The sequence below is a fragment of the Rhodanobacter sp. IGA1.0 genome, from assembly GCF_040208325.1.
GTDB lineage: Bacteria > Pseudomonadota > Gammaproteobacteria > Xanthomonadales > Rhodanobacteraceae > Rhodanobacter > Rhodanobacter spathiphylli.
Genome location: NZ_CP157948.1, coordinates 1,800,665 through 1,816,510 on the forward strand (window position 1 = coordinate 1,800,665; position 15,846 = coordinate 1,816,510).

13 protein-coding genes are annotated in these 15,846 nt (G+C 67.9%); 2 read left to right on the top strand and 11 right to left on the bottom strand.

Annotated features, from left to right (window positions below):
- Window positions 1–118: 118 nt before the first annotated feature.
- Window positions 119–1,615 (bottom strand): catalase, encoded by a 1,497-nt coding sequence (locus ABNK63_RS08145; protein ID WP_350017128.1) that lies wholly within the window; start codon window positions 1,613–1,615, stop codon window positions 119–121.
- A gap of 245 nt (window positions 1,616–1,860) precedes the next feature.
- Here ABNK63_RS08145 and ABNK63_RS08150 point away from each other — a divergent pair, with 245 nt between their 5' ends.
- Entirely contained in the window at window positions 1,861–2,913 is a 1,053-nt protein-coding gene (locus ABNK63_RS08150; RefSeq protein ID WP_007805496.1) for an NAD(P)-dependent alcohol dehydrogenase, read from the top strand.
- Window positions 2,914–2,973: 60 nt separating this feature from the next.
- Here the strand turns inward: ABNK63_RS08150 and ABNK63_RS08155 are convergent, their stop codons facing one another.
- The 7 genes from ABNK63_RS08155 to ABNK63_RS08185 form a co-directional block, all read right to left on the bottom strand.
- Window positions 2,974–3,531 (bottom strand): DUF3228 family protein, encoded by a 558-nt coding sequence (locus ABNK63_RS08155; RefSeq protein ID WP_350017129.1) that lies wholly within the window; start codon window positions 3,529–3,531, stop codon window positions 2,974–2,976.
- Window positions 3,532–3,552: 21 nt separating this feature from the next.
- On the bottom strand, window positions 3,553–4,236 hold the full coding sequence (locus ABNK63_RS08160; RefSeq protein WP_350017130.1) for an SDR family NAD(P)-dependent oxidoreductase: 684 nt from the start codon (window positions 4,234–4,236) through the stop codon (window positions 3,553–3,555).
- A 94-nt stretch (window positions 4,237–4,330) separates the two neighbouring features.
- Window positions 4,331–6,103 carry an ABC transporter transmembrane domain-containing protein gene (locus ABNK63_RS08165; protein WP_350017131.1) on the bottom strand — a complete coding sequence of 591 codons (1,773 nt, stop codon included), beginning with the start codon at window positions 6,101–6,103 and terminating at the stop codon, window positions 4,331–4,333.
- Window positions 6,104–6,219: 116 nt separating this feature from the next.
- Entirely contained in the window at window positions 6,220–6,816 is a 597-nt protein-coding gene (locus ABNK63_RS08170; RefSeq protein WP_350017132.1) for a YigZ family protein, read from the bottom strand.
- On the bottom strand, window positions 6,813–7,778 hold the full coding sequence (locus ABNK63_RS08175) for a hypothetical protein (protein WP_350017133.1): 966 nt from the start codon (window positions 7,776–7,778) through the stop codon (window positions 6,813–6,815). The genes ABNK63_RS08170 and ABNK63_RS08175 overlap by 4 nt, the downstream gene beginning before the upstream one ends.
- Window positions 7,775–8,329: an RNA polymerase sigma factor gene (locus ABNK63_RS08180; RefSeq protein WP_350017134.1), complete on the bottom strand. Its 555-nt coding sequence runs from the start codon at window positions 8,327–8,329 to the stop codon at window positions 7,775–7,777. Before ABNK63_RS08180 ends, ABNK63_RS08175 begins: the two co-directional genes overlap by 4 nt.
- A 283-nt stretch (window positions 8,330–8,612) precedes the next feature.
- Complete coding sequence (locus tag ABNK63_RS08185; RefSeq protein WP_350017135.1) at window positions 8,613–10,436, bottom strand: VWA domain-containing protein; 1,824 nt, start codon at window positions 10,434–10,436, stop codon at window positions 8,613–8,615.
- Between the two features lie 265 nt (window positions 10,437–10,701).
- On the opposite strand from ABNK63_RS08185, the gene ABNK63_RS08190 reads away from it, so the two are divergent.
- Window positions 10,702–11,175, top strand: coding sequence for a DUF1456 family protein (locus tag ABNK63_RS08190; protein WP_350017197.1), 474 nt, complete (start codon window positions 10,702–10,704; stop codon window positions 11,173–11,175).
- Window positions 11,176–11,205: 30 nt separating this feature from the next.
- On the opposite strand, the gene ABNK63_RS08195 is transcribed toward ABNK63_RS08190, so the two are convergent.
- The 3 genes from ABNK63_RS08195 to ABNK63_RS08205 all read right to left on the bottom strand — a co-directional run bounded on the left by ABNK63_RS08195 (window position 11,206) and on the right by ABNK63_RS08205 (window position 15,662).
- Window positions 11,206–11,619 carry a DUF1398 family protein gene (locus ABNK63_RS08195; protein WP_350017136.1) on the bottom strand — a complete coding sequence of 138 codons (414 nt, stop codon included), beginning with the start codon at window positions 11,617–11,619 and terminating at the stop codon, window positions 11,206–11,208.
- Window positions 11,620–11,676: 57 nt separating this feature from the next.
- Entirely contained in the window at window positions 11,677–12,150 is a 474-nt protein-coding gene (locus ABNK63_RS08200) for a MarR family winged helix-turn-helix transcriptional regulator (RefSeq protein ID WP_007805512.1), read from the bottom strand.
- Window positions 12,151–12,236: 86 nt separating this feature from the next.
- Window positions 12,237–15,662, bottom strand: a complete 3,426-nt coding sequence (locus ABNK63_RS08205; protein WP_350017137.1) for a glycosyltransferase — start codon at window positions 15,660–15,662, stop codon at window positions 12,237–12,239.
- Between the last annotated feature and the right edge of the window lie 184 nt (window positions 15,663–15,846).

A 15,846-nucleotide genomic window follows, 5' to 3' on the forward strand; every position in this document is an offset into this window, starting at 1 on the left:
AGTGACGTGATTTACGGGTGAATGCAGGTTGCGGTTCACCTTGAGGTTATCCCGCATGCCGGCGCGACCCCTGATGCGCCATGCACGACGGCATGGCGCATCAGGCTCTGCGATCGGCTCAGCCTTCGCCCATGCCCTCGGCCGGTTCCGGCGCACGGCCGGCGCGCACCTTGTCCTCGATCTGCTGGCCGACCGTGGCGTCCACGCTCTTCCAGTACGCAAAGGCGCGCTCCAGCACCGGGCTGCGCACGCCGCCGAGCAGGCTGCCGGCGACCTGGTCGACGAATTGCGCACGCTGGGCGTCGTTCCACACCTCGCGCACCAGGGTGCCGGCCTGGCCGAAGTCGTCGTCTTCCGCGTGCAGGGTGTACGCGCTGCGCACCATCTCGCCGTCGGCTTCCCAGCCGTTCTCGACCGGGCCGGTGTCGTCCGACCACGGGCGGCTGCCGCTGTTGGGCGCATGTACCGGCGCGTTGCCGCTGTGGTGGTAGGCCATCTGGCCGTCGAACATGTACGTGTTCACCGGCACCTTGGGCTGGTTCACCGGCAGTTGATGGAAATTGGTGCCGATGCGGCTGCGCTGCGCGTCGGCATAGGCGAACGCCCGACCCAGCAACATCTTGTCCGGCGACAGGCCGATGCCCGGCACGGTGTTGCCCGGCGAGAACGCGGCCTGCTCGATCTGCGCGAAGAAGTTTTCCGGGTTGCGGTTCAAGGTCATCGTGCCGACCTTGATCAATGGATAGTCCTTGTGCGACCACACCTTGGTCAGATCGAACGGGTTGAAGCGGTAGTCCTTGGCCTGCGCATACGGCATCACCTGCACCGACAGATCCCACACCGGGAATTCGCCGCGCCTGATCGCGTTGAACAGGTCGGCGCGGTGGAAGTCGGCGTTCTCGCCGGCCATCGCGGCCGCCTCGGCGTTGTTGAAGAAGGCCATGCCCTGGCGGGTGTGGAAGTGGTACTTCACCCAGAACTTCTCGCCCTTGGCATTGATCCACATGTAGGTGTGCGAGCCGTAGCCGTTCATGTGCCGCCAGGTGCGCGGCAGGCCGCGTTCGCCCATCACGTAGGTGACCTGATGGGCGGTTTCCGGATTGGACGTCCAGAAGTCCCATTGCATGTGGTTGTCGCGCAGGCCCGAGTCGGGCAGGCGTTTCTGGCTGCGGATGAAGTGCGGGAACTTCATCGGGTCGCGCAGGAAGAACACTGGCGTGTTGTTGCCGACCAGGTCGTAGTTGCCTTCGTCGGTGTAGAACTTCAGCGAGAAGCCGCGCACGTCGCGCCAGGTATCCGGGCTGCCCGATTCGCCGGCGACGGTGGAGAAGCGCGCCAGCATGTCGGTCTTCGCGCCCCTCCGGAACAGTGCCGCTTTCGTATAGGCCGAAACGTCTTCGGAGATTTCCAGCACGCCGAACGCGCCGGCGCCCTTGGCGTGCGGCTGGCGCTCGGGCACCTTCTCGCGGTTGAAGTGCGCCATCTGTTCGAGGAAGTGCACGTCGTGCAGCAGCAGCGGGCCGTTCGGGCCGATGCTCAGCGAGTTGCGGTCGCTGACGGCTGGGGCACCGGAGCCGGTGGTGGAGGTGCCGGGCTTGTTCGGGTCATGGGACATGGGGATTGCCTCCTTGGTTGATGGCCAGCCGGGGTAACCTGATCGAGTCTGCCCCCATGCACCCAAACAAGCCATTCGGTTTTTCCGATCGGGACGATAGGCGGTGTCATCCCGGTCCGCGACCCGGCACCGGCTTTCACGGCCGCTGGCCGGAAGGATGGAGAAGATGGGCGATCAGGAATATCGTGTAGGGCTGATCGCCTGATCCTGCTGACTCCACTGATACCCCAACCCAAGGAAATGCCATGACCACCAAAGCCTACGGCGCCCACGCCGCCGACAAGCCGCTGCAGTCCCTGGATATCGAGCGCCGTGCGCCCGGCCCGCAGGACGTGCAGATCGAGATCGCCTATTGCGGCGTCTGCCACTCCGACCTGCACACCGTACGTTCGGAGTGGGGCGGCACGCTGTATCCCTGCGTGCCCGGCCACGAGATCGTCGGCCACGTCAGCGCCGTGGGCCATGAAGTCACCGGCTTCAAGGTCGGCGACACCGTGGGCGTGGGCTGCCTGGTCGGCAGTTGCCAGCATTGCGCGGCCTGCGACGAGGGGCTGGAGCAGTATTGCGAGAACGGTTTCGTCGGCACCTACAACGGCCCCACGCCGGACGCGCCGGGACACACCCTGGGCGGCTATTCGCAGCGCATCGTGGTGGACAGGAAGTTCGTGCTGAAGATCCGCCATCCGGAAGAGCAGCTGGCGGCGGTCGCGCCGCTGCTGTGCGCAGGCATCACCACCTATTCGCCGCTGCGCCACTGGAAGGTCGGCCCCGGCAGCAAGGTCGGCGTGGTCGGCATCGGCGGGCTGGGTCACATGGGCGTGAAGCTTGCCCACGCGATGGGTGCGCATGTGGTGGCCTTCACCACCTCGGACGGCAAGCGCCAGGCGGCTTTGGACCTGGGCGCGAACGAGGTGGTGGTGTCGCGCAACGCCGACGAGATGAAGGCGCACGCCAACAGCTTCGACTTCATCCTCAACACCGTGGCCGCCAGCCATTCGCTGGATGCCTTCACCAGCCTGCTCAAGCGCGACGGCACCATGGTGCTGGTCGGCGTGCCGGAGCATCCGCATCCGTCGCCGAATATCGCGAACCTGATCTTCAAGCGCCGCGCGATCGCCGGTTCGCTGATCGGCGGCATCGCCGAAACCCAGGAGATGCTGGATTTCTGCGCCGACAAGGGCATCGTCTCCGACATCGAGATGATCCGCGCCCAGCAGATCGACGAGGCCTACGACCGCATGGTCAAGGGCGACGTGAAGTACCGCTTCGTGATCGACAACAGCTCCCTCGCGGGCTGATCTCGCTTCCGCTCCCTCCCCTGCAACGCAGGGGAGGGCTGGGGTGGGGTCGCTCCCGGCTCACCCGCGCCAGTTCGCATGCCGCTCCCAGAACGCCACCGCCTGCCGATACGCCGCGCGGTCCAGCGGCACACCCGAGCCGCCTTCCTCCACGCCCAGCGCATTGCGCAGCATGGTGATCGGCACCATCGGAATCTCTTCCGGCTCAGCGGTGTAGAGGCAGCCCACCACGCCCCAGTCCGCGTCGATCGGCGCGCCTTCCTTCGCCAGCTGCTCGCGGGTGTAAAGGATCGGCAACAGATAGTTCGCGACCGGCGGATCGATGCCTTCGAACCAGCGCACCAGTACCGGCAGTTCGTCGGTGCTGCGCGCCTCGTAGGCGGAACGAAGCAGGTGGCGATTGGCCTCGGTGATCGGCGTGGCGGTGCAGCGCGTGGACGTCCAGTTGCGGTGCACGTGCAGCTTGCAGAACGGGGCGTAGCCGTCGAGTACGTGCAGCGGTGTTTCGCTGTTGAGGCGCCGCTCGAACGCCTCGGCGCTGCAGTCCTGGATCGCGCTGGGTCGCTGGTCGCGGGGGAACAGGCGGGTGCGCGCGAATCGGGTCAGGACGATGGACATGGGGTGTTCCGGCCCGTCCGTTCAGACGCGGCCGGTCACCGGGATCAGCGCACCGGTAATCGCGGAAGACTGTTCCGACAGCAGGAACACGATCACGTCGGCGAGTTGCTCCGGCCTGACCCAGCGGGAGAAGTCGGCCTTGGGCATGTCGGCGCGATTGGGTGCCGTGTCGATGATGCTGGGCAACAGCGCGTTGACGGTGATGTCGCGTTCCTTCAGCTCCTCGGCCAGCGCTTCGGTGAAACGCATCACGCCGGACTTGGAGGCGGTGTAGGCGCCGACGCCGGCACCGGCCTTCACGGCGGACGCGGCGCCGATGTTGATGATGCGGCCACCCGCCTGCAGGTGTTCCAGCGCAGCCTGGCTTGCCGCCACGGCGCTGCGCAGATTGACCCGATACAGCAGGTCCCAGGTATCCACGCTGCCGTCGGCGACGTTTTCGTAGCGGAAAGTGCCCGCGATATTGACCAGCGCGTCGAGGCCGCCCATGGCATCGGCAGCCGCCGCCAGCGCCTGTTTCGCCGCCTGCGGATCAGCCAGGTCGACACCGCCGAGACAGGTAGCCTGGGCAAGGCCGCCAGCCGGCGGATCGGCCCGATCGATGGCCACCACCCTGGCGCCGGCGTCGAGCGCCGCGCGCACCGCCGCCAGGCCGAGTGTGCCGAAACCGCCGGTGATTGCGATGCGTCGCTGCTTCAGTTGCATGGTGCTCTCCAGGGATGTCCACGGAACAGGATAGCCGCCCCGCCGGATGCCTGAAAGCGGCGCCGACCCGCCCAAGCGATGCCGATACCCTGTGTCAGGCCACGAACTGCAACCGCGCCAGCTCGGCGTACAAGCCGCCTTCGGCCAACAGGCTTTCATGCGTGCCCTGCGCCACGATGCGGCCACCGTCGAGCACTACGATGCGGTCGGCGCGCTGCACGGTGGCCAGTCGATGCGCGATCACCAGGGTGGTGCGGCCTTTCTCCAGGCGTTCCAGCGCCTGCTGGATCGCCGCTTCGGATTGCGCGTCGAGCGCCGAGGTGGCCTCGTCGAGCAGCAGCAGCGGCGCGTCGCGCAGGATCGCGCGGGCGATCGCGATGCGCTGGCGCTGGCCGCCGGACAGGCGCACGCCGCGTTCGCCCATCTCGGCCTGGTAGCCGTCGTGCAGGGCGCTGATGAAGTCGTGCGCCTCGGCGGCGCGGGCCGCCTCGTGCACCTCCTCGTCACTGGCGCCGTCGCGGCCGAAGCGGATGTTGTCGGCGGCGCTGCCGCTGAAGATCACGGTTTCCTGGGGCACCAGCGCGATCGCGCCGCGCAGGTCGTCCAGCGTCACCGCGCGCAGGTCGACGCCGTCGAGGCTGATGCGGCCGGACTGCGGATCGTAGAAGCGCAGCAGCAGCGAGAACACCGTGCTCTTGCCGGCGCCGGACGGGCCGACCAGGGCGACGGTTTCGCCGGGGCGCACGTCCAGGGTGAAGTCGTGCAGCGCAGCGGTGTCGGGGCGGGTCGGGTAGTGGAAGCTGACCTGCTCGAAACGCAGCGCGCCGCTGACCGGCCGGGGCAGGGCCAGCGGTTGCGCGGGCGCCACGATTTCGGGACGCTCGTCGAGCAGTTCGCCCAGCCGTTCCATCGCGCCGGCCGCACGCAGCACATCGCCCCACACCTCGGACAGGCCGGCGACCGAGCCCGCGGCGAATACCGCGTACAGCACGAACTGGCCCAGCACGCCGGCATCCAGCGTGCCGGCCAGCACGTGGCGCGCGCCGGCCCACAACACCAGGGTGATCGCGCCGAACACCAGCACGATCACCGCCATGGTCAGCAGCGCACGCATGCCGATGCGCCGGCGCGCGGTGGCCAGCGCGCGCAGGATCGCGTTGCTGTAGCGGGTGCTTTCGATGTTCTCGCGGGCGTACGCCTTCACCGCGGTGGAGGCGTTGAGGGTTTCGTTGGCGATCGCCGCGGCGTCGGCGAGGCGATCCTGGCTGGCGCGCGACAGTTTCTGCACGCGCCGGCCGAACACCAGGATCGGCAGCATCACCGCGGGAATCACCAGCGCGGTGAGGCCGGCCAGCGACGGTGCGGTCCACACCATCATGGCGCTGGCGCCGACCAGCATCACCACGCTGCGCAACGCCACCGACACGCCCGAGCCGATCAGCGCCTGCACCACCTCGGTGTCGGCGCTGAGCCGCGACAGCAGCTCGCCGACGCGGCTGCGCTCGAAGAAGCCCACGTCGAGCCGGATCACCTGCGCATACAGCGTCTGCCGCAGCGAGGCCAGCGCGCGTTCGCTGAGCAGGGTGATGCAGAAATAGCGGGCGGCGGTGGCGAAGGCGAGCACCAGCGCCACGCCGAACAGCGCGATGAAGGTCTCGTTGATGACCGCGTTGCTGGAGTGGCCGAAACCCTGGTCGATGATGTGGCGGAACGCCAGCGGCAGCACCAGCGACGCGCCCGAGGACAGGCCGAGGAACAGCAGCCAGCCCAGCGCCAGCACCCGATGGGGTCTCAGGAACGGCCACAGTCCGCGCAGGGCACCGATGCGACGGGAAGGGCGGGGTGTATCGGTGGTGGCGTCGCTCATGGGTACTCGCAGATGGGGGCGGGAATGACGCGGGCAATGCCATTCAAAGTGGGGCGTGGCACGGTCGATTCAATCGTCGTGCTGGCGATTGCCCGGACGGTTGCCGGCTGCGACGGTCAATCCAGGCGTTTCGCGCTGCTGCGGCCGCGGCTGATGTCGCTGATGCGCAGGCAGGCCTCGGCGATGTGGCTGTCCGGCAGGCGCAATTCCAGTTCGACGCCGTCGGCACCGAACGACTCGTGTTCGACCTCGGCCTGCAGCTCCTTCAGGCGCGCCTTGAGCAGGGCCAGTTCGGCGAAGTCGCAATGCAGGGCCAGGCGCGCCATCGCCACGATCGGGGTGCGCTCGGCGCGGCGCAGGCATTCGGCGGCGGTGCCGCCATAGGCCCGCACCAGCCCGCCGGCGCCGAGCTTGATGCCGCCGTACCAGCGCGTCACCACCACGACCACGCCGTCCATCTGCTGGCCCTCGATCGCCTGCAGGATCGGCCGGCCGGCGGTGCCACCGGGTTCGCCATCGTCGTTGAAGCGATAGTCCTGGCCGATGCGGTAAGCCCAGCAGTTGTGCGTGGCGGCGGGGTCGGCGATGTCGCGCAGGAAGTCCAGCGCCTGCCAGGGCGTCGTCACCGGGGCGGCGTTGGCGAGGAAACGGCTTTTGCGGATTTCTTCCTGATGAGCGCAGCGCTGGACCAGGGTCGACAGTGGCTCGCTCATGGTTCCTGCAGTTGCGCCTGCAGCTCGGCTGGCAAGGGCCACTGCGGATGCGCCTGGCGGAATGCGCGCAGCCGCTGCAGCGCCTCGTCATGCTGACCTTGCGCGAACAGTTGGCGGATCTTGTCCAGCTCCTGCGCCGGCGCATCGCCGGGCCGGGCGGCGGTGGCCTGTTCGCCGGCTGCGGCGCTGGAGGCAGCCGGTTGGTCGGCCTGGTCGAGCATGCCGCTGGCCGCCGCATTGGCGGACACTTCCTGCGGCGGTGCGGGCGGTGCGGGCGGCGCCGGGGGCGGGGGCGGTGCGTACTGCACCTGCGGCGCGGGTGCGGCCACTTCGGCGAGCGGTGGGGGCGCCGCCATCGGTTTGGCCGCGGCCGCGCGTCGAGCCGACTGGACCGCGCTGTCCTGTTTCATCTTCTTCGCCGCGGCTGCCTGCAGCGCGGCGCGCTGATCGGCGAGCCGGGGTGTCGGCTGGGCGGCGGGCGCGGGCGCCGTGGTGCCCGCCAGCGGCGTTGCCGCTTCGCGACTGGCCATGTCGGAGGTGGCGGGCGTGGTGGCCTCCGGCGCGGCGACCGGTGCCGACGGTGGCGGGCTGGATTCGCGCAGCTGCCAGGCCAGGCCGGCCACCAGCACCAGGCTGGCGGCGCTGCCCAGGGTGATCAGCCACGGTGGTGCGCGCCGCCGCCGCGGGGCGCCGTCGATCGAAGGAATCGCCTTTGCCGTGACCGCCGAAACCGGCTTCGGATGAACCCAGTCACCGGGCTCGCGGGGAGCCTTGCGCCGCTCGGTAACGGTGGGGTCGCCGGATGGGGCGAGGGCCGCGGCGGCCGCGCGCAACACCGCCGCATCCAGCGCGGGCGAAGGCTCGCTGCGCGGCAGTTCGCGATACAGCGCGGCCAGCTCGGCCTCGCCGGGCAACGGCTCGTCGGAACGGGGCGGATCGTTCGGGGGCAGGGGCGTGGTCATTCGGACAGCACTTCGCGTAGTCGATTCATGGCATAGCGCAGGCGCGACTTCACCGTTTCGCGCCCGGCACCGGTGACCACGGCAATTTCCTCCAGGCTCAGCTCCTGCTCCAGCCGCAGCAGCACGGCGGTGCGCTGTTCGTCCGGCAACTGCTCGATCGCCAGCTGCAGGTTGCGTCGGCGTTCGAAGGCGGACAGCGCGTGGTCGGGCTGCTCGCGTTCGGGCGTGGCCAGGTTGGCCAGCGCCACCTCGGCTTCGTCGCCATCGGCCATCGGGCGCTGGCGGCGGGTGCCGTCGATCATCAGGTTGTGGGCGATCTGCAGCAGCCAGGTGCTGAATTTCGCCTGTGGCTGGTAGCGTTCGCGGGCGCCGATCACCCGGCTCCAGGTTTCCTGGAACAGCTCGTCGGTGCGATGCGGATCGCGCACGCTGCGCAGCAGGAAGCGATACAGCATGCCGCGATGGCGCGCATACAGCGCCTCGAACGCGGCGAGGTCGCCACGGGCGTAGGCCAGCATCAGCAGGGCATCGGGATCGACCGCGGCATCCATGGAGTGCGAGGGTAAGGCAAATCGGCGGAGAGCGGGGAGGTTGTGATGTTTCCCGCGAAAAGCGTTACCCCCTCCCGACCTCCCCCTGCGTGCAGGGGGAGGAGCAAAGCCGGGCAGCGTCACGTTTGGCGGATGTGGTCGACCGGCTCCCTCCCCGGCTTGCAGGGGAGGGTTGGGGTGGGGTGCTGTCGCCGGTTCCAGTCCCGCTGCGCGGTGGTGGCCGGGGAAGGGCAGCGGGGAGAGCCTGCCCATGACCGCCACCGCCGCAGCGGGGCCGGAAACCTCAGCGCGCCGCGGTGTCGCTGGCGCCGTCATGACCGCGCGTGACCAGCCCGTTGGCCAGTTTCACCAGTTGCACGAAGCCGGCGCGGTAGCCATCCGCGTCGCCGCCGCGGGCGTCGCTGGCCAGTTTCGCGATCTGCGTGTAGCCGTAGCCGTCCAGGTATTTGCCGCCGCGCAGGGCGTCGGCGAAGGCGGCCACGGCAGCGGCGTAGCGCAGGCGTTCGCTGGCCTGTGCCTCGGCGTGCGCGGCGATCGGCTGTTCGATCAGCTTGCTGTCCGCTTGCCCCGGCAATTTGTAGCGCAGGCGCAGGAAGGCCAGTTCGTTGCCGCTTTCACCCGTGGCCACGTGTTTGCCGTAGCGCAGCGGATCGATGCGCGCGGCGTTCGAGCCTTTCGGGGTGACCTCGTAGATCGCGGTGACGTTGGCGCCTGCACCGATCTCGCCGGCGTCGACCTTGTCGTTGTTGAAGTCCTCGCGCTTCAGCATGCGCTTCTCGTAGCCGATCAGGCGATATTCCTGCACTCGCGCGGGGTTGAACTCGACCTGGATCTTCACGTCCCTGGCGATCGTCAGCAAGGTGGCGGACATTTCATCGACCAGCACGCGACGGCCTTCCTGCAGGCTGTCGATGTAGTGATGGCTGCCGTTGCCCACGTCGGCCAGCATCACCGCCATCGCGTCGTTGTAGTTGCCTTCGCCGAAGCCCAGGGTGGTCAATGCCACGCCGCTCTTGCGGTGGTCCTCGATGGTGGTCTTCAGCGCTTCCTGGTTGACCGTGCCCACGTTGAAGTCGCCGTCGGTGGCCAGGATCACCCGGTTCACGCCGCCCTTGATGAAGCCCTGTTCGGCCTGCGCATAGGCCAGCTCGATGCCGGCGCCGCCGTTGGTGGAGCCGCCAGCCGACAGTTGGTCGATCGCCGCATCGATGGTCGCGTGCTGGTCGCCCGCGGTGGAGGGCAGCACCACGCCGGCGTAGCCCGCATAGCTGACGATGGCCACCCGGTCCTGCCTGCGCAGCTGGCGCACCAGCTGTTTCAGCGAAGCCTGCAGCAAGGGCAGCTTGTCCGCCTCGTCCATCGAGCCGGAGGTGTCGACCAGGAACACCAGGTTCGAGGCGGGGATCTGCGCCGTGGGCACGCGATAACCCTGGATGCCGACCAGCAGCAGTTGCCGCTTCGCGTTCCAAGGCGCGGGCGCCAGTTCGGTGGTCACGCTGAACGGCTGCTCGCGATCCGCCGGCGGCGTGTAGCCGTAGTCGAAATAGTTGATGAACTCCTCCGCCCGCACCGCATCGGCCGGTGGCAACCGACCCGCACCCAGCATGCGGCGCACGTTGGTGTACGAGCCGGTGTCGACGTCGATGCTGAAGGTGGACACCGGCTGCTCGCTGACCAGCTGCACCGGATTGGTGTCGCGATGGGTGTAGTTCTCGGTGTTGAAGTCGCCCGGCATCGGCTGCATCGGGATCGGCGACGGCATGTAGGCCATGCGTTTCGCGCTTTGTGCGTTGTAGGACATCGCGGCGACCTCGGCCAGCGCCGGTGGCGCAGGAGGTGCCGGCGGCGCCGCGGGCATCGGGACAGCCCGGCCGGCGGGGGCGGCGCGGTCGGCGGGACTGCCGCTCGGGCCGTCGCTTCGGGACTTGGCTTGCGCCGTGGCCTGGGGATTAGTCGGCGCGGGCTCCACCACCGGCTCGGCGGGTGGCGTGGATGCGCCGTCGTTCTTGCGCGCGTGGGTATCGGTGGCGGGTCGCGACACGCTGCAGCCGGTGACGATCACCAGCAAGGCCAGCAGCAGGCTGCGCAGCAGGGCTTTCAGTTTCATCGGGCGGTTCTCCTCTCAGAGTTTGTGAAGAAAACCACGGTCCTGTGGTTTTCTTCTATCGCAAGTCCGGTACACGCCCGGACTCCCTCACGCGAATCAGTCACTTGCGTGACCGATCCGCGCCCGCCCCTCCGTGGCCGGGCTTCGAGGTTGAAAAGCACAACCTCTCAGCGGTGAAAGGTGAAACGCCGTGAACGGGGAAACGGGGTCAAACCGGTTGCGGCGCGGTAGCATGGCGCCCCTGCGCGACATCCACCGGACCGACATGATCAACAACGACGTACTGCGTTCCATCCGCTACATGCTCGACCTCAGCGACGGCAAGGTGGTCGAGCTGATCCACCTGGCCGATGCCGATGCCCCGGTCACGAAGGAAGATGTGCAGGGCTTCCTGAAGAAGGACAACGAGCCGGGTTACCTGGAGTGCAGCAACCAGACCCTGGCACTGTTCCTGGACGGCCTGGTGTTCCATCGCCGCGGCAAGGACGACAGCCGCCCGGCTCGTCCGCCGGAAAAGCGCGTCACCAACAACGTGGTGCTGAAGAAACTGCGCGTGGCCTTCGAGCTGAAGGACGTCGACATGCACGACATCCTTGAGGCCGCCGGCCTGCCGATCTCCAAGCCCGAGCTCAGCGCGCTGTTCCGCCAGAGCGACCACAAGAACTTCAAGCTGTGCGGCGACCAGCTGCTGCGGAACTTCCTGAAGGGGCTGACCATGCGGGTGCGCGGGAACGGCTGAGCGGGAAATCAGCCGGTGTCGACCTCGCCGTTACAGCGACACCGCCGGATAGTGTTCGACATAGGACTCGCCGTTGCAGCCGTAATAGGTCACCTGACGTTCGAGCAGGTCGACCTCATAGCGCACCACGCCGGCGTTCCAACTGGCCAGCAGGAAGTCCGCAAAGCTGCTTTCCCCGGCCTGGTCGGTGCGCAGCGCGCGGATCAGCGCGGGCTGATCGAAGCCAGGCACATCAGCCATGCCGGACACCAGCGGTGTGCCTTGCTGCAGCACCGCGCCGCGCTCGGTCAGGTACAGACTCTGGCAGGCGGGCAGTTGCCACACATTCCGTGTCACGCCCGCGCGCCTCAGCGTTTCGGCGAGGTACGGAAAACCGCCCACGCGGGGACGAACGGCCATGGCTTGCGCTTGCGCGGCTTGAAGGTGGGCCATCGCCTCACTCATGGGGTTTCTCCTGGTTCGTGCATGGAAGGTTGAGGTCAGGGTGTCGACGCGTGCTGCCTAATCGACAGGTGCCGCGCTGAAGGGGTGGGCATCGGCAAGTTTCTGCAGAAGTCTGCGCAGCTCGCTCCGCTCGCTGGCGGCCAGGACGGAGAAGAAGCGGTTGTCGTTGCCGTTGGCGATGTCGGTGAGCGCGGGCAGCAGGCGCTTTCCTGATCGGGTCAGTGCCAGCAACTGCGCGCGGCTGTCCTGCGGGCTCGGGGTGCGCAGCAACAGGTTCTTGGTCAGCAGCTTGTCCAGCACCTTGGAAACGGCGCCGCGGGTCATGCCCATCGCGTCGGCGAGCGATGCGGCGGTGATGTCGGGATGCATTTCGACATGGTTGAGTGCGACCCATTCGGCGACGGAGAGCTGCCGTTCCTGCAGGGCGCTGGCGAAAGAGCCGGACACCTGGTTGGAGACCAGCCGCAGCCAGTAACCCAGGTGTGCATGCAGCGGATTGGGCGGGACTTTTTCCTTCGATGCGTTCGGCACGTCCGGTTCACCAGAAAGGTTCCATGGAACGCATATTGTTTCCATGGAACCTGTATGTCAAGTGCCGCGCACGAGCGCCGGTTGCCTCAGGACGCCATCGTCTCGTCGGTTGTCACCGTGGCCTTGCGCTCCTGCTTGCCCCAGCCCACCGACGGGCCCTTGATGGCCGTCCAGACGGAACGCACCACCACGTAGTACATCAGCTGGCGATAGCCGAACCGTTGCAGCACCAGCCACCACAGCAGGCTCCACTTCTCCTTCCTTTCCATCGCGAAGGCCAGCGCGCAGGCGGCCAGGTCGATGGCCATGAAGGCCGCGTAGAACACCAGCATGCGGATCAGGTTGGTGTCGTCGAACTGGCCGCGGTGCTGCAGGTAATCCAGCGCGGTGCTGACGATCTGCCAGACCAACACCAGGTCGACCAGCGGCGAGACCACCGAGAACAGGATCTGGAACAGCCACACCTGCGGCAGCGCGATGGTGCCCAGTGAACCGTAGCGGGGATTGAAGGTGGCGTTGCGGTGCTTCCACAGGCATTGCAAGGTGCCGTAGGCCCAGCGGAAACGCTGGCGAGCGAGGCCGCGGGCGCTGTCGGGCGCCTCGGTCCAGGCAACCGCCTCGGCATCGAACAGGGTCTTGAAGCCGGCCTTCTGCACGGCGATGGTCAGGTCCTGGTCTTCGGCCAGCGTATCGGCGGGGAAGCCGCCGAGCTGTTCCAGGGCTTCGCGGCGCCATGCGCCCACCGCGCCGGGCACCACGGTGATCGCGCCCAGCGCGGCCAGCGCGCGGCGCTCGAGATTTTGCGCGGTGATGTATTCCAGCGCCTGCCACAAGGTGATCAGGTTGATCCGGTTGCCGACCTTGGCGTTGCCGGCGACGGCGCCGACCTTGGGGTCGGCGAACCAGCGCACCAGTCGCGGGATGGTGTCCGGCTCGAACTGGGTGTCGGCGTCCAGCGCCACCACCACCGCGCCACGGGCTTCGTGCAAGGCGGTGTTGACGGCATGCGCCTTGCCGCCGTTGGGGATGGTGAGCAGGCGTACCCGCGGCTCGTCGGCGTAGTGCTGGCGCACCACGGCCGAGGTGGCATCGACCGAACCGTCGTCGACCACGATCACTTCGAGGTTCGCGTAGCGGCTCTTGAGGATCTGGCGGATCGAGCTGGCAATCACCTTTTCCTCGTTGTAGGCGGGAATCAGCACCGAGACCAGGGGCGGCTGTTCGCCCAGCGCGGGCGCCACGCGCCGCTTCTCGCGGGCGCGGTTGAGCAGGGCCAGGCCACCCAGCAGGATCAGTCGCGCCACGCCCAGCGCAATCGCCGTGGTCAGCAGCCAGCGGATGAAGTGGCCGAAGAAGCCCAGCGCCAGGAACACCACGCGGTCGGTCCATTGCGACAGCGAGCCGGGCGCGATCGGCGGCATGGTCTGCGCGCGGGTAAGCCCGGCCAGCTCCGACACGGTGACGAACTGGTAGCCCTGCGCGCGCAGGCTGTCGATGATCCGCGGCAACGCGGCGATCGTCTGCGAGCGTTCGCCACCGCCGTCGTGCAGCAGCACCACCTGGCCCTTGCGCTCCACGTTTTTGGTGTTGATGGCGTTCAGCACGTTGGCGACGATGGCGTCGACGCCGGGACGCTGCCAGTCTTCGGCGTCCACGTGCAGGCCGACCGACAGGTAGCCCATCTTCTGCGCGATCTCGATCGGCACCAGCTCGTCGGCGGTGGTCGGTTCGGCGTCGCCGAAATAGGGGGCGCGGAACAGCCGCATCGAGTGGCCGGTCAGCGCCTCGAACAGTCGCTGGGTCGCGTTGAGTTCCAGCGAGACGATGCCTGGCGGACTGTCGCCCAGGTTGGGATGGGTGAAGGTGTGGTTGCCCACGTCATGGCCTTCGGCGACTTCGCGCTGCACCAGCTTCGGCGACATCTCCGCGTTTTCGCCGATGATGAAGAAGGTGGCCGGCACGTGCCTCGCCTTGAGGATATCGAGGATCTGCGGCGTCCACTCGGGGTCGGGGCCGTCGTCGAAGGTCAGCGCGATCTTGTGCGGCAGGGTGCCCGCGCGCTGGATCACGTAGGAACTGGGCAGGGCGGTGTAGCTTTCGTCATCGATGCTGCCATCGTCCTTGTCCACCTCGATGCTGCGTGCGCCGGCGGAAGGCTGGGAGGCGATTTCCAGCACCTCGCCCTGGCCTTCGATGTCGATGTCCTCGCCGGCGCCGATGGTGCGCAACGGGTCGGGCGCGGACGCGCCGTAGGGACGGCCAAACACCGACCACACCGAGGGATCTTCCGAGCCCAGCCGCCACAGGGCGTAGCCGTACGGCTTGTACTCGTCGGCGGCGTGGATCTGGTTGTACGCGGTGACGCCATCGAGGAACCAGACCTGGTGGGTGCTGCCGTCGTCCTCGTCGTAGGAGAAGTGCGGGTTCTGCGTGTCAGGGTCGAAGGCGATGTCGGCCTGGGCGTCGCTGGCGCGATCCATCGCGTCCTGGAAGGTCAGCGCCTCGGCATTGTTGCCGTGCGACCAGTCGTAGCCGTAGCTGCCGATGGCCACGATGGTCTGGTCCGGGTCCAGCTCCTTCATGCGCTTCTCGAGCGTCTGCTCGAACCATTGCTGGCCGGCGATGCTGCCCGGCGTCTTGCCGGCCCAGTGTTCGTCGTAGGCCATCAGTACCACGAAGTCGACGATGTCGGCGTAGCCGGCATAGTCCCAGCTGGCATCGTCGAACGGCACCGACAGCACGATGCCCCAGCCGTGCGGGTCGAACGCGTCGTTGAGTTCGCCGAGGAAGGTTTTCAGGTCCGGCTGCGCGGATTCGGGCAGGTCCTCGAAATCGATCGTCACGCCCTGGAAGTGGTTGGCCGCCACGAACGCCACGATCTCCCCGATGCGCGCCTGCCGCCGCGACGGATCGGCCAGCAGGCGGGCCAGCCCCGGGCCATCCCAGTTCGCGTCCACCGCGTTCTGCAGCAGTGGCAGGATCGGGGTGGACGGCTTCTGCTTGCGGATCAGGTCGATCGCCTTCGCATCGACGCTGGTGTGCAGCGCCATGTCCTTGCCGCTCAGGCTCATCCACGACGGAATCACCCAGTCCAGCTGGGGCAGGCTGCGCTTCAGCGAGGAATAGCTGCTGTCGTCCCAGTTGACGTAGAAGCCGATCGCCAGCGGCCGGTCGGCGGGCTTGTCCAGCGAAGGCGGCGGCACGTGGCTGGCCGCCGCCTTGCTCGCATGTGTTTTCGGGGCATGCAACAGCTTCTGCCGCGCACGCACTTCGGCGGCCAGCTTCGCGGCGGGCTTCAGCAGTTCCGGGGCAGCCGCCTTCACGGTGGCCAGGGCATGTCGCGTGCGGGCGTGTTCGCCGATGTGCAGGCCGTCCATGGTCGGGCCCACGAACAGGCTGATCGCGCAGGCGACCACGAACAGGGTGCTGACCACCCCGGCCAACAGGGCCAGCCGCGACACATGGCTGGCGCGTCGGCCGGAGGGGTCGAAGAAGATCGGTTTCTTTTGCATGCCAGGGCCGGGTCGACAAATACCGCAAGGCGCCAATCCGGTCGGGCCCCGATACGGATCGGGAGCGCGGATGTCGCGAGTGCGCAGTATCGCCGATCCGTCGTGCGCCGCATCGCACCGTGGCCCGCGTCAGTCAGCCGCTGTTGCCCTCGCGCCGGCGGCCATGGACGCGGTCGTCGCCGTG

Bases quoted from the DNA above. Each gene is read 5' to 3' on its own strand.
- ABNK63_RS08145 (WP_350017128.1), bottom strand. From the start codon at position 1,615: ATGTCCCATGACCCGAACAAGCCCGGCACCTCCACCACCGGCTCCGGT.
- ABNK63_RS08150 (WP_007805496.1), top strand. From the start codon at position 1,861: ATGACCACCAAAGCCTACGGCGCCCACGCCGCCGACAAGCCGCTGCAG.
- ABNK63_RS08155 (WP_350017129.1), bottom strand. From the start codon at position 3,531: ATGTCCATCGTCCTGACCCGATTCGCGCGCACCCGCCTGTTCCCCCGC.
- ABNK63_RS08160 (WP_350017130.1), bottom strand. From the start codon at position 4,236: ATGCAACTGAAGCAGCGACGCATCGCAATCACCGGCGGTTTCGGCACA.
- ABNK63_RS08165 (WP_350017131.1), bottom strand. From the start codon at position 6,103: ATGAGCGACGCCACCACCGATACACCCCGCCCTTCCCGTCGCATCGGT.
- ABNK63_RS08170 (WP_350017132.1), bottom strand. From the start codon at position 6,816: ATGAGCGAGCCACTGTCGACCCTGGTCCAGCGCTGCGCTCATCAGGAA.
- ABNK63_RS08175 (WP_350017133.1), bottom strand. From the start codon at position 7,778: ATGACCACGCCCCTGCCCCCGAACGATCCGCCCCGTTCCGACGAGCCG.
- ABNK63_RS08180 (WP_350017134.1), bottom strand. From the start codon at position 8,329: ATGGATGCCGCGGTCGATCCCGATGCCCTGCTGATGCTGGCCTACGCC.
- ABNK63_RS08185 (WP_350017135.1), bottom strand. From the start codon at position 10,436: ATGAAACTGAAAGCCCTGCTGCGCAGCCTGCTGCTGGCCTTGCTGGTG.
- ABNK63_RS08190 (WP_350017197.1), top strand. From the start codon at position 10,702: ATGATCAACAACGACGTACTGCGTTCCATCCGCTACATGCTCGACCTC.
- ABNK63_RS08195 (WP_350017136.1), bottom strand. From the start codon at position 11,619: ATGAGTGAGGCGATGGCCCACCTTCAAGCCGCGCAAGCGCAAGCCATG.
- ABNK63_RS08205 (WP_350017137.1), bottom strand. From the start codon at position 15,662: ATGCAAAAGAAACCGATCTTCTTCGACCCCTCCGGCCGACGCGCCAGC.